Raw genomic sequence first — 12,852 nt, 5'->3', positions numbered from 1 at the left:
ACATTAACTACTATTCATTGTAAGATGAAAGGTGTACCAAATATTCTACTTGCGAACAGAAACGGGGACTGTACATGAACGAGAAAATCTTAATTGTCGATGATGAAAAGTCGATTGTTACATTACTAAACTTTAATATTGAAAAAGCAGGCTTTATTACCGATGTTGCCTATGATGGAGCAGAGGCTGTAAAGAAAGCTGAAGGAAATGATTATGATTTAATTGTTCTAGACCTTATGCTTCCTGAAATGGATGGAATGGAAGTTTGTAGGTATTTGCGTAACAATAAAATAGATACACCAATCTTAATGTTAACTGCAAAGGATGAAGAGTTTGATAAGGTGCTCGGACTTGAGCTTGGCGCTGATGATTACTTAACAAAGCCTTTTAGTCCGAAGGAAGTAATAGCACGAATAAAAGCGATATTAAGAAGATCGAATAAAGTAGAGAAATCAAATTTTTCTTATATACAAATTGGAGATTTGACAGTCTATCCTGAGAGATACGAGGCAGAAATGAATGATAAAGTAATTACATTTACGCGAAAGGAGTTTGAACTCCTTTACTATCTGGCGAAAAATAAAGGGAAAGTCATCTCTAGAGATCAACTGCTTAGCGGTGTTTGGGATTATGATTTTGTTGGTGATACGCGAATTGTGGATGTTCATGTTTCTCATCTTCGCGATAAAATAGAACCAGATTCTAAAAAACCTGTTTATATTAAAACGGTAAGGGGTCTGGGGTATAAAATGGAGGACCCTAGTTAATGCAATTTTTATTTAGGAAGCCAATTTTTGGTTATGTTATCGGAATCTTTATGGTTGTTGCGATAACAGGAATTTTATTAAGCGTATTACTAGGAAACTATGTTACGCTAACTGCAGTGTTATTCATTCAATTTATAATATTATTACTGTTTTTACTTCATTTTCATGAAAGATTTATAAAACCAATTAAAAAAGCAACGAAGACTGTGGATGAGATTGTTAAAGGTAATTACCGTGCTAGATTTCATCACCCAAGTGGAGACAGTATTGGTATGTTAAGTAATAAGATCAATTCGTTAGCGCGGAACTTAAGCGAATTATCTATTCAAGAACAAATGCAGTCTGAACAGCTGTCTACGATTATAGAAAATACACAAAGTGGGCTCGTTTTAATTGATTCAAAAGGCTACATCCATTTCGTTAACGGTAAATTTATTTCGTTATTCGGATTAACCGCAAAGGATTATCAAGGTTATTTATATTATGATGTGTTGGACAATGAAATTATCCATGAAACAGTTCAAAAAACCTTCTTATACGAACGAAATGTAAAAGAGGAATTCACGCATTTTAAAGGAATTGATAAGTTTTATATTGAAATCGTTGGTGCTCCTATTTTTAATGATCGAAATATGCTAAAAGGAGCTGTGTTAGTTTTATACGATATTACAGAAATGAAGAAGCTTGAATTAATGCGTAAGGATTTTGTAGCAAACGTATCCCATGAGTTAAAAACGCCGATCACTTCTATTAAAGGATTCGCTGAAACGCTTTTGGATAACTCCATGCCACATTCAGAAGATAACAAGGAATTTCTAGAAATTATTTATAAAGAAAGTCATCGCCTCCAGCTGTTAATAGAGGATTTACTAATACTTTCGAGGCTGGAGAAAGAAAATTTTCAATTGGTTTTAACGACCTTTAATGTGAAGGAGCTCGTTCGAGAAGTTAAGCTAATTGTAGAACATAAGATGAAAAAAAAGGACCTATCATTTTCTGTTGATGTAGAAGAGGGGTTAGAATTAACTGCAGATATGGAAAAAATAAAACAAATTATGATTAACTTATTAGATAATGCTATTAATTATACCCCCGAAAAAGGTAGAGTTAACTTGGAAGTAAAGCGAAGTGATGACACCGTTAGTATTCAAGTGAAAGATTCTGGAATTGGGATTGAAAAAGATGCACTTCCTCGTATCTTCGAGCGTTTTTACCGGGTAGATAAAGCACGGAGTAGAAATACAGGTGGTACAGGGCTTGGCCTCGCCATCGTTAAACATATTGTTGAGGTTCATGACGGAGACATACAAATAGAAAGCGAACCTGGGCAAGGGACAGCTGTAACTGTGTATTTACCAAAGGTGAGAATAGATGACTAACAGCATACGACAAAAGTAATGAATAAACAATAAAAAACGAACGATAATTAGTTAAAACTAATTATCGTTCGTTTTTTGGTGGTATAGGAAAGTATAAAATGTGCCGATGTGGATAAATAGGGGCGTGTTGAGCCGCGCCCAGCTCCAGCACCCAGAAACAAGGCGACTTCACGAATCGCCCTAATCTAATTCGGCTCGCAAGCACACCGTGATTCTTTTATCTCCGTTGACTCGCATCATTCGCTACGTTTCTAATCGGGTGCTTGCGCTTTTGTTCTTAGAATAATTAATGAAGCACCTGAAAATGCAATGCTCCTTCAAAAGAAGAACGTTTTTCTGCGCCGATGTATCGCTGCCGAAGCCTTCCTTATCTAGCAGGAACAGCACGAGTTCGAAGCTCCACTTGGTAACGTGTTTTTCTTTACCAAGTTAGCTAAGGCCGTTCCTGCGGAAAGCGAGTATATTTTCATGATGCGTCGGTGATGCTCCCATTGATAACATGATTATTCGTATTTGAGTAATGAAGTTTTGTTTTGTCCCATCTTCTTCTTTTTTAGCAGCTGTTTAGAAAGAAGTCACATCATAGTAAGAAAGAACAAAATGATAGGAAGGCAGTAATCTTTTCTGTTATATGCTTACATAGAGAATGTCGTTTCACTTTATGAAGCTAGGATGATAAAATATGGTTAATGAAGAAATTAACGGAGGCGAGAAGATGGGCAATAAACTGGTTTTAATTGACGGGAACAGTATTATCTATCGAGCATTCTTTGCGTTGCCATTATTAAATAATGATAAAGGTGTTTACACGAACGCTGTATATGGGTTTACCACAATGCTGTTAAGAATACTAGAAGAAGAAAAGCCAACACATATGTTAGTAGCATTTGATGCAGGTAAAACAACCTTTAGACATGCTACATATAAAGAATATAAAGGGGGACGCCAAAAAACACCACCGGAGTTATCGGAACAATTTCCATTACTTAAGGAAGTATTGGACGCATTTGAAATTGCCCATTACCAACTGGAGAATTATGAAGCGGATGACATCATCGGAACGTTATCGAAGCTTGTAACACCAGATGAATGGAATGTAACGGTCATTTCTGGTGATAAGGATTTGTTACAGCTTGTTTCCGACAAGGTTACTGTTAGTTTGACGAAAAAGGGAATTAGTGATGTTGAACGATATACACCTCAATTTTTAAAAGAGAAAATGGAAATCACCCAAGATCAGATTATCGATTTAAAGGCATTAATGGGTGATAAATCGGATAATATACCCGGTGTTCCTGGTGTTGGAGAAAAGACTGCAGTAAAACTTTTAAAACAATTTCATACCTTAGAACAAGTCTACGAAAATATTGATGATATTGGTGGTAAGAAATTAAAAGAAAAGCTCATTACGCATAAAGATGACGCATTTATGAGTAAAGAGCTAGTAACAATAAATCAAGATTCGCCTATAACTATTTCTACAGATGATATTCCTTACAAAGGCTATCAGCAAAACAATGTAACTAATATTTTTAAGCAACTAGGCTTTCAATCCCTACTAAATCGAATTGACGGAGGAGAAGTAGAAGTAGGAAGTAATCATGTTCCAAAGAAAGAAATAGATTACACTATTCTATCAAACGTTACTAATGATACGTTTACAGGTGAAGAGGCATTGATTATAGAGATGCTAGGAGAAAACTACCATCAGTCAGCAATTGAAGGGTTTGGTATAGTCAATAAGGACAATGCCTACTTTATATCCACTGAAAATGCCTTGAATTCTGAAGCATTTAAAAATTGGTTGGAGGATGCGAGTAAACATAAGGTCGTATTTGATGCGAAAAAAACACTGGTTTCTTTGCTGAGGTATGACATTCATACAAAAGGCATAATCTTTGATATGCTACTAGCATCGTATTTACTGAATCCATCTGAGAATAATCACGATATTCCCGCGATAGCGAACCGACTGGGACAGGCTGATTGTCTATTTGATGAAGAAGTGTATGGTAAGGGTGCTAAACAAAAGGTACCGGAATTGGATATTTTAGCGGAGCATGTAGCTCGAAAAGCCAACATATTGTTTAGCTTAAGAGATACGATGCAACAACAACTAAAAGATAACGAACAATATGAGCTGTTTAAAGAGCTTGAGATGCCATTAGCATTAATTTTAGGAGAAATGGAGCATACCGGAGTTTTAGTGGACGCGGATCGTTTGGAAGAAATGCGTACTGATTTAAAAGAGCGATTAGCGGATCTTGAGCGAGAAGTGCATGAATTGGCAGGCGAGTCATTTAATTTAAATTCTCCCAAACAGCTAGGCCCTATCCTATTTGAAAAGCTAAAGCTTCCTGTTATAAAAAAAACGAAGACAGGTTATTCTACTGCTGCTGATGTTTTAGAGCAGCTGCAAGGTGAGCACGAAATAATTCCAAAGCTGTTGTTATATCGTCAGCTTGGAAAGTTACAATCTACGTATATTGAAGGTTTATTAAAAGTAGTAAATAAACAGTCTAATAAAATCCATACCCGATTTAACCAGGCGTTAACGCAAACTGGCAGGTTAAGCTCCATTGATCCAAATCTGCAAAACATACCTATTCGTTTAGAGGAAGGTAGAAAAATACGTCATGCATTTATACCTGCAAATGAGGATTGGGTTATGTTTGCAGCTGATTACTCACAGATAGAATTACGGGTATTAGCACATATTGCTAAAGATGAAAAATTGATTGCTGCTTTTAAAAATGACTCAGATATCCACACACAAACAGCGATGGATGTATTCCATGTTGATAAAGACGAAGTAACTGCTAATATGCGCCGTCAAGCAAAAGCTGTAAACTTTGGTATTGTTTATGGAATTAGTGATTATGGACTCTCTCAAAACCTTGGAATTACAAGGAAGGAAGCTAAGCAATTCATTGAGCGATACTTCGAGAGCTATCCGGGTGTTAAAACATATATGGATGAAATCGTACAAGAAGCGAAGCACAAAGGCTTCGTAAGTACATTGATGAATCGGAGAAGGTATTTACCAGAAATCACAAGTAGGAATTTTAATTTGCGGAGCTTTGCCGAAAGGACTGCCATGAATACGCCGATTCAAGGAAGTGCTGCTGATATTATAAAAAAAGCGATGATCGACCTGCATGGAAAGCTAAAAGATGAAAAACTACAGGCACGTATGCTGCTTCAAGTTCATGATGAACTCATTTTAGAAGCACCAAAATCAGAAATAGAAAAACTAAAAGAAATAGTCCCAGCTATGATGGAAAACACTGTAGAATTAATGGTTCCATTAAAGGTTGATTATGCCTTTGGTGATAGCTGGTTTGATGCAAAATAAGGAGATAATAAGATGCCTGAATTACCAGAAGTTGAAACGATTAGAAAAACGTTAAAACAGTTCGTTTTAAATAAAACAATCGATCATGTTGATGTTCATTGGGGAAAAATAATAAAACGGCCTGATGACTTGGAACAATTTAAAATGGAACTTGTTGGACAGACAATACATGATATTTTGCGGAAAGGAAAGTTTCTATTATTCCAATTAGATGATTACGTATTAGTTTCACATTTACGGATGGAAGGTAAATATCGTGTTACGAAGTCGTCTGAACCACTAAAGAAACATACCCATATTATTTTTTCTTTTACGAATGGGGAAGAGCTTCGGTATAATGATGTTCGTAAGTTTGGAACAATGCACCTTTTCAAAAAAGGGGAAGAAATGAAAAGTAAACCATTAAACTTATTAGGGCCAGATCCTTTTGATCCTGCATTTACAACGGATTACTTTATAAATAAATTAAAAAAAACAGAACGAGTTATTAAATCGGCCTTACTTGATCAGGGAATTGTCGCTGGATTGGGAAATATTTATGTTGATGAAACATTATTTCGTGCAGGAGTTCACCCATTGCGGCAAGCTAATAAGCTAACGCATAAAGAAATTACAGAAGTTCGCAAACAGGCAATTGTAACCATTCAGGAAGCAGTAAAACAGGGTGGGACAACGATACGTTCTTATGTAAATGGTCAAGGAGAAATGGGGATGTTTCAACAAGAGTTATTCGTTTATGGACAAGAGGATAAGGCATGTAAAAAATGTGGTAAACAAATTATTAAAATGAAGATAGGTGGACGAGGCACTCATATCTGTACAACCTGCCAACTACTAAAGAGGTGAGGACATGGCACTAATTATTGGATTAACCGGAAGTATTGCTAGTGGTAAAAGTACCGTATCCCTTATGTTTGACGATCATAACATACCAGTTGTCGACGCCGACAAAATCTCAAGAGAAGTGGTTAATCCGGGAGAGATAGCTTACGATCAAATCATTGAAGCCTTTGGCAAACAGGTATTACGAGAGGATAAAACGCTCAATCGTGAAAAATTAGGCGAAATTATTTTTGCAGATGAAGCGAAGCGAAAGCAATTAAACGATATCGTTCATCCGGCCGTAAGAGAAAAAATGCTAATGCGAAAAGAAGGTTATGTAAAAGCGGGAGCAGCGTGTGTCGTTCTAGATATTCCACTACTATTTGAAAGCAAACTAGCCTATCTAGTTGATAAAACAATTGTTGTCTATGTTGATGAGCATGTGCAAATCGAAAGACTGATGAAGCGAAATGGTTATTCTGAGAAAGAAGCCAAGCAGCGGATCGCTTCACAAATACCTGTTAAAGAAAAAGCTGCTATGGCAGATGCTGTTATTGATAACAATGGAACAAAACATGCTTCTTATGAACAACTGGAGGAAATCTTACGTACTTGGGGAATTCGTTAACTTGTAAAGAAACCCTACATTTCTAAAAAAATTATAACCGATTTGTGTAGTATGAGAGAAGTGCTTGAGTAATGTAGCGTAAATACTTCTCATTCAGTATAGATCTTACCGTGCCCTTTTCCCTCAAGGAGTCGTCTAGATATTTTCCATTACTAAATGGAGCTAATCATCATTTCATAACTAAAGTCGAACGGATTGATACCGACCCCGTGAAGTTAGAGTGAAAAATCTAACTTCCGAGGGTCGGTATTATGTTGTTTGGCTTATAAATGGATCTCGTATTTACTGGCAGTAAGATCCCCACTTTAAGCAATAAAGTGAACCCAATATGGATCGACTGCCAGTAAATGTCCGATTGGTTCCACTAACAATCAGTTGAGGTATTGCTTACCCCAACTGATTTAAATTTCACAATATTACATACGTTTGTTCTTGCTCTTTTTTAATCTCAAATACATTAATACCTTTGGTTAATTGTTTGAAAACTAAAATATCTGGATAAATCTAAAATAAAACACACATATACCTCCTAATGTGTTATACTAATTAATAAATAAAGAGAAAAAGTATAACTTATAGTGGGAGGACTTTGTATGAATAAAACTCGTGTTGCTATAAATGGATTTGGACGAATCGGACGAATGGTATTTCGTCAAGCGATTTTGGATGAACAACTTGAAGTTGTTGCTATAAATGCAAGTTATCCTGCAGAGACACTGGCGCATCTTATTAAATACGATAGTGTTCACGGTATTTTTGATAAAGAAGTGAAAGCGGTTAATGAAGGAATTATGATTAGTGATAAGAAAATTAAACTTGTAAATTCTCGTGTTCCTGAAAATTTACCGTGGGATGAGTTAAATATCGATATTGTTATTGAAGCAACAGGAAAATTTAAAACGAAAGAAAGTGCAGGAGGGCACATTCGTGCTGGAGCGAAAAAAGTAGTGATTACTGCACCTGGTAAGGAAGTTGATCAAACTATTGTTATGGGAGTAAACGAAGGAGTATATAATCCAGAAAAGGATGATGTAATATCAAATGCATCATGTACAACAAACTGTTTAGCACCGATTGTCAAAATAATTGACGACCATTTTTCAATTGAAAATGGATTAATGACCACAGTGCATGCATTTACAAATGATCAAAAGAATATAGATAACCCGCACAAGGATCTTAGACGAGCTCGGGGTTGCACACAATCTATTATTCCTACGTCTACTGGTGCTGCGAAGGCACTAGGAGAAGTAATCCCACACTTAAACGGAAGATTACATGGAATGGCATTACGTGTACCAACACCTAATGTATCCCTAGTTGATTTGGTTGTCGATGTAAAGAATTCCATTTCGGTTGAAGAGGTTAATCATATTTTTAAACAAGCTCAAGAAACAGATTTTAAAGGTATAGTTAGCTATAGTGAAGAACCATTGGTTTCAATTGATTATACTACAACTGATTTTTCAGCAGTTGTTGATGGTTTATCTACGATGGTAATGGATAATCATAAAGTAAAGGTTCTTGCTTGGTATGATAATGAGTGGGGTTACTCCAAACGAGTGATCGATTTAACAAAGTATGTTGGAAGTTACCTTTATCAAAAACAAGCGCAAATTAGCTAACTGGAATGTTCATTAGTGCATATACATGTACTGTCTAAGCAATGTGAAAAATATTGCAAATGTCTGTGAAACAGGTTATACTTTTCGTTGTATTCTTGATTAATTTGTTTTTCTGCTTAAAGGGTTAGGACCTCATCGGACTAACTTTCCCCCGTGGCAGAAAGTAGGGCTTCAAGAAACAATACCATGAGGGGGATAAATACATGGATACAATGGGAAGGCACGTTATTGCGGAACTTTGGCAGTGCAATGTTAATAAATTAAATGATATGCGTTTAATCGAACGAATTTTTGTGGATGCTGCTTTAAAAGCAGGAGCTGAGATTCGTGAGGTTGCTTTTCACAAATTTGCCCCACATGGCGTGAGCGGTGTAGTCATTATTTCAGAATCGCATTTAACGATTCATAGCTTTCCTGAACATGGGTATGCGAGTATAGATGTATACACATGCGGGGAGGTTATCGATCCGAATATAGCGGCTCAGTATATTGCAAATGCACTTGAGGCAAAGCGTTTTGAAAAAGTTGAAATACCACGAGGGCTAGGTTCTGTTAATATAAAGGAAAGTCGTAAAAAGGCTTAATGAATAGTTCAATAAGTACAAAAAGGTCGATGGTCTGTGGAACTTGCAGCAGAATATCGACCTTTTTTACTGTCTAAGAAATTATAAAATTAGTCGTGTGGATAAATAGGCGCGTGTTGAGCTACGTCCAGCTCCAGAAACGAGGCGACTCCACGAATCACCCTAATCTAAGTTATCATCGGCTCGCAAGCTCACCGTAATACCTTTATCTCCGTTGCCTCGCTCCAGTCACTACGTTTCTAATCGAGCGCTTGGGCTTTTGTTCTCTGAAACTATGAAGTTAACAGCGAATTATTTCTGTTAGAGGTTTTAAGCAAAACATGTTAATATAGTAATACTATACATATGAAAAATATACGCAATTGGGGTGTTGAGAATGTCGTTACGAAATACGATGGCCAAATTTTTTAGCAACCATGCTGAAACTAGAGATAACCATTGGGATACCTCACTCCAAACACATTATTATAAAACAACCAGAGATAAAGGAATGGGTACGCTAGAAGATATGTTCAGACGTTCTGATACGTATCAACTACATTCAATATCGAAAGAACATGGTGAAATCAGTGTAAATATAAAAAAGGGAAAAAAGGCATTTATCATTGCAACTATTATAATGGTACGTCCCTATCAAACTGCAATAGATTTTTCCGTAACTACGGAATCGATTTTACCATTTGATTTTGGCTATAGTACAAAGGTAATACAGCGACTTTATAACGAAATAAGTAAAGAGTTACCAATCATTACAAAACAAGACATGCATAGGTAGACATGAGGAGTGGGGTTGAACGGTATGAGGTGTTCAAATTGCCATAACAAAAGCACAAAGGTACTAGATTCGAGACCAATTGAAGAAGGACAATCCATCCGTAGACGTAGGGAATGTGAGCAGTGTGGCTTTCGATTTACAACATTTGAACGAATTGAAGATGTTCCCTTAATTGTTGTAAAGAAGGATGGAGTGCGCCAAGAATTCAATCGTGAGAAATTAATACGAGGCTTAATCAGAGCTTGTGAAAAACGACCGGTTCCACTAGAAAAAATAGAGGAAATTGCAGTTGAGGTAGAAAAAGAACTGCGTAATGAAGGAGTATCAGAAATTGATAGTAAAGAGGTAGGCGAAAGGGTTATGGATCGACTTTCAAAAGTGGATGAAGTAGCTTATGTTCGTTTTGCTTCTGTGTACCGTCAATTTAAAGATATTAGCGTTTTTCTTGATGAATTAAAAGACTTAATTAATACAGAGAATAAATAAACATTATATGCTTAAATGAAAGGATTAGAGCAATGGTGAACAGGATAGGAAAGATTTTACCTGTTGAAGGATATTATGTTGTACTTAAAGAAACACTACCGGTAGATTATGCTAAATCCCTAACGCATTTGTACCAACCGTTAATTGGAATTCAAGCGGTCACATTATATCAAACACTTCTTCATGAAATCGAATTACAGCTTAATAAATCAGAACCCCAAACACACCATACATTGATGAATTATTTAAATTTACCATTAGATGAGATCTATAGCGCCAGATTAAAACTAGAAGCAATTGGAATGTTAAAAACATTTAAAAGATCGGAAGGGTCGAATAATGTTTTTACGTATGAATTACAACAGTTATTTTCACCAGCGCATTTTTTTAAAGATCCAATGCTTTCACAGCTGCTGTATCATCATATAGGTAATGATAAATTTCAATTTTTAAAGCAGCATTTCACTCCATCACCAAACGAGTCCTTTGGTGTAAACATTACAGCTACGTTCCAGGATGTCTTTGAAACGGTAACACCATCGTACCAGCAAGAAAATATGGATGTGGAAGAAGCTGAATTGGATATGCTGGATGTAGATTTTTCGTGGATGGAGCATGCTTTAAAACAGCGTATGATACCTATAAGAAAAGTACTTACTACTCAAAATCGAAAACTCATTTCGCAAATGATGTTTCTGTATAATTTAGAGTCCCATGATATTGAAAAATCGGTATTATGGGCTTTAACGGAGGAAAATTGTTTAAACACAGAAGAGTTTAAAGCGGCGTGTCACGATGTATTTAAGCAAAAGTATAGAGGGAATAATATAAGACTTTCAGCTAAAACAAGTCAAATGAAAAACGCTACTTCAAAATCCAAACAGCCACTCACTAAAGAGGAGCAATTAATTGAGCAATTAGAAACCATTTCTCCTAGACAATTGCTAGAAGATTTATCTAGCGGGAACCATGCTTCAGAGCAAGATTTGCGATTGATTCGTGATATTATGACGTCACAAGGTCTGCCATCACCAGTTATGAATGTGTTAATTCATTACGTTTTGCTGCAATCCAATATGAAATTATCTAAAGCATATGTAGAAAAAATTGCCAGTCATTGGTCAAGAGCGAATTTACAAACTGCAAAAGAGGCTATGGCATTTGCAAAGAAAGAAAAAGATAGCTACCAAAAAGTTAAAAAAACCAATAGTAGTTATGGTGTAAGAAACAAAAAAGAGGTTATTCCAGACTGGTTTAAAGAGCAAAAGAAAAAACAACTACAGGCGACTGCTACCAAAGAAGAGGAAATCGACGAAGCGAAGGAACAGCGTGAATTAGAGGAATTGCTAAGGCAATATTCTAGTAACAATAAATAAGCATGATTAAGGATGATTGAAATGAAGCCAGTACAATCTTCACTAAAAAAGTGGATGAGGGGAAATAATAATTTTCAAGAAAACTATACAAAAATTAAGCATGAAATTTTAAGTGACCCTGAAATATCGGTATTTCTATCTCAGCATCCTCAATTACCACAGTCTGAAATTGATAAAAACTTAATGAAACTATATGAATACAAGTCACAATCAAAACAGTGTGATAATTGTACTTGCTTCGCTGAATGTAAAAATATGCTTCAGGGATATTCTCCAAATCTATATGTAGAGGGAAAAGAGATACATTTATCTTATGAAAAATGCCATCTTCGTATAGATCATGAGAGACAACAAGAGCAACAAAAGTTAGTGCAAAGCTTATACATGCCTAAGCAAATCTTAGAAGCAGCTATTGATGATATCGATACAGATCCAAAACGTAGTAAGGCAGTCCGAGACTTGTTGCAATTTGTTGAAGAAGCAAAATCTGGAATACCTGAAAAAGGTATTTACTTTTATGGCCCGTTTGGAGTAGGAAAAACATATTTTTTAGGAGCATTGGCTAATAAATTAAAAGAACTTCATATTTCCTCTACACTCATTTATATGCCAGAGTTTGTACGCGAGATAAAATCCTCGATGAAAGACGATACCGTTAATAAAAAATTGGATTACTTCAAAAAAGCAGATGTTTTAATGCTTGATGATATTGGCGCGGAAATGCAATCTTCCTGGTTTCGAGATGAGATTCTCGGTTCGTTGCTACAATATCGAATGATGGAAGGACTCCCAGTTTTTTTCACTTCCAATTATAGTATGGGGCAGCTGGAAGATCACCTTGCTCAAACGAAAAGTGGTGTAGAGCAAGTCAAAGCTGGTCGTATTATTGAAAGAATGAAACAAGTTAGTAAAGAAGTCCATATAAATTCCGAAAATAGAAGACAATAATCTAGTAAAGAGCTTGAAAAAATTCAAGCTCTTTTTTATAAGTTAAGAAAGTATAAAATCAGTGCAATGACTGCGTTAAGCCAAGTAGTTATTTTGAAATGTTTGAT

At 35.9% G+C, this 12,852-nt stretch carries 11 protein-coding genes; all 11 read left to right on the top strand.

Translation table 11 applies throughout. The annotated features are described in order from the left end of the window. The first annotated feature begins 74 nt into the window (after positions 1-74). The 11 genes from Q1A47_RS03230 to dnaI all read left to right on the top strand — a co-directional run bounded on the left by Q1A47_RS03230 (position 75) and on the right by dnaI (position 12,745). Positions 75-767, top strand: coding sequence for a response regulator transcription factor (locus Q1A47_RS03230; RefSeq protein WP_166530173.1), 693 nt, complete (start codon positions 75-77; stop codon positions 765-767). Next, the gene (pnpS, locus tag Q1A47_RS03225; RefSeq protein ID WP_121605474.1) at positions 767-2,146 is read left to right on the top strand and encodes a two-component system histidine kinase PnpS; all 1,380 of its coding nucleotides are present in this window, start codon (positions 767-769) and stop codon (positions 2,144-2,146) included. Before Q1A47_RS03230 ends, pnpS begins: the two co-directional genes overlap by 1 nt. Positions 2,147-2,861: 715 nt before the next feature. Continuing rightward, complete coding sequence (gene polA, locus Q1A47_RS03220; RefSeq protein WP_166530179.1) at positions 2,862-5,501, top strand: DNA polymerase I; 2,640 nt, start codon at positions 2,862-2,864, stop codon at positions 5,499-5,501. A 12-nt stretch (positions 5,502-5,513) separates the two neighbouring features. Further along, a complete protein-coding gene (gene mutM / locus Q1A47_RS03215; protein WP_166530172.1) occupies positions 5,514-6,347 on the top strand; it encodes a DNA-formamidopyrimidine glycosylase in 834 nt (277 codons plus the stop codon). Positions 6,348-6,351: 4 nt separating this feature from the next. After that, positions 6,352-6,951, top strand: a complete 600-nt coding sequence (gene coaE / locus Q1A47_RS03210; RefSeq protein ID WP_166530171.1) for a dephospho-CoA kinase — start codon at positions 6,352-6,354, stop codon at positions 6,949-6,951. A 593-nt stretch (positions 6,952-7,544) separates the two neighbouring features. Continuing rightward, positions 7,545-8,576 (top strand): glyceraldehyde-3-phosphate dehydrogenase, encoded by a 1,032-nt coding sequence (locus Q1A47_RS03205; protein ID WP_026681410.1) that lies wholly within the window; start codon positions 7,545-7,547, stop codon positions 8,574-8,576. Positions 8,577-8,779: 203 nt separating this feature from the next. Next, on the top strand, positions 8,780-9,160 hold the full coding sequence (gene speD / locus Q1A47_RS03200) for an adenosylmethionine decarboxylase (RefSeq protein WP_026681409.1): 381 nt from the start codon (positions 8,780-8,782) through the stop codon (positions 9,158-9,160). Between the two features lie 376 nt (positions 9,161-9,536). Further along, a complete protein-coding gene (locus Q1A47_RS03195) occupies positions 9,537-9,935 on the top strand; it encodes a hypothetical protein (RefSeq protein ID WP_026681408.1) in 399 nt (132 codons plus the stop codon). A gap of 24 nt (positions 9,936-9,959) precedes the next feature. After that, complete coding sequence (gene nrdR / locus Q1A47_RS03190) at positions 9,960-10,421, top strand: transcriptional regulator NrdR (protein WP_026681407.1); 462 nt, start codon at positions 9,960-9,962, stop codon at positions 10,419-10,421. 32 nt (positions 10,422-10,453) lie between these two features. Next, entirely contained in the window at positions 10,454-11,797 is a 1,344-nt protein-coding gene (locus Q1A47_RS03185) for a replication initiation and membrane attachment family protein (RefSeq protein ID WP_034679101.1), read from the top strand. A gap of 21 nt (positions 11,798-11,818) precedes the next feature. Further along, positions 11,819-12,745 carry a primosomal protein DnaI gene (gene dnaI / locus Q1A47_RS03180; RefSeq protein ID WP_026681405.1) on the top strand — a complete coding sequence of 309 codons (927 nt, stop codon included), beginning with the start codon at positions 11,819-11,821 and terminating at the stop codon, positions 12,743-12,745. Positions 12,746-12,852: the final 107 nt, after the last annotated feature.

This window comes from uncultured Virgibacillus sp., assembly GCF_947495635.1.
In the GTDB taxonomy this organism is placed as follows: domain Bacteria; phylum Bacillota; class Bacilli; order Bacillales; family Amphibacillaceae; genus Virgibacillus; species Virgibacillus salarius.
This window is presented reverse-complemented; position numbering and strand designations above follow the sequence as displayed.

What these genes read in the sequence shown, in the direction of transcription:
- Q1A47_RS03185 (WP_034679101.1), top strand. Translation starts at nt 10,454, where the DNA reads ATGGTGAACAGGATAGGAAAGATTTTACCTGTTGAAGGATATTATGTT.
- Q1A47_RS03230 (WP_166530173.1), top strand. Translation starts at nt 75, where the DNA reads ATGAACGAGAAAATCTTAATTGTCGATGATGAAAAGTCGATTGTTACA.
- speD (WP_026681409.1), top strand. Translation starts at nt 8,780, where the DNA reads ATGGATACAATGGGAAGGCACGTTATTGCGGAACTTTGGCAGTGCAAT.
- polA (WP_166530179.1), top strand. Translation starts at nt 2,862, where the DNA reads ATGGGCAATAAACTGGTTTTAATTGACGGGAACAGTATTATCTATCGA.
- nrdR (WP_026681407.1), top strand. Translation starts at nt 9,960, where the DNA reads ATGAGGTGTTCAAATTGCCATAACAAAAGCACAAAGGTACTAGATTCG.
- coaE (WP_166530171.1), top strand. Translation starts at nt 6,352, where the DNA reads ATGGCACTAATTATTGGATTAACCGGAAGTATTGCTAGTGGTAAAAGT.
- pnpS (WP_121605474.1), top strand. Translation starts at nt 767, where the DNA reads ATGCAATTTTTATTTAGGAAGCCAATTTTTGGTTATGTTATCGGAATC.
- mutM (WP_166530172.1), top strand. Translation starts at nt 5,514, where the DNA reads ATGCCTGAATTACCAGAAGTTGAAACGATTAGAAAAACGTTAAAACAG.
- Q1A47_RS03205 (WP_026681410.1), top strand. Translation starts at nt 7,545, where the DNA reads ATGAATAAAACTCGTGTTGCTATAAATGGATTTGGACGAATCGGACGA.
- Q1A47_RS03195 (WP_026681408.1), top strand. Translation starts at nt 9,537, where the DNA reads ATGTCGTTACGAAATACGATGGCCAAATTTTTTAGCAACCATGCTGAA.
- dnaI (WP_026681405.1), top strand. Translation starts at nt 11,819, where the DNA reads ATGAAGCCAGTACAATCTTCACTAAAAAAGTGGATGAGGGGAAATAAT.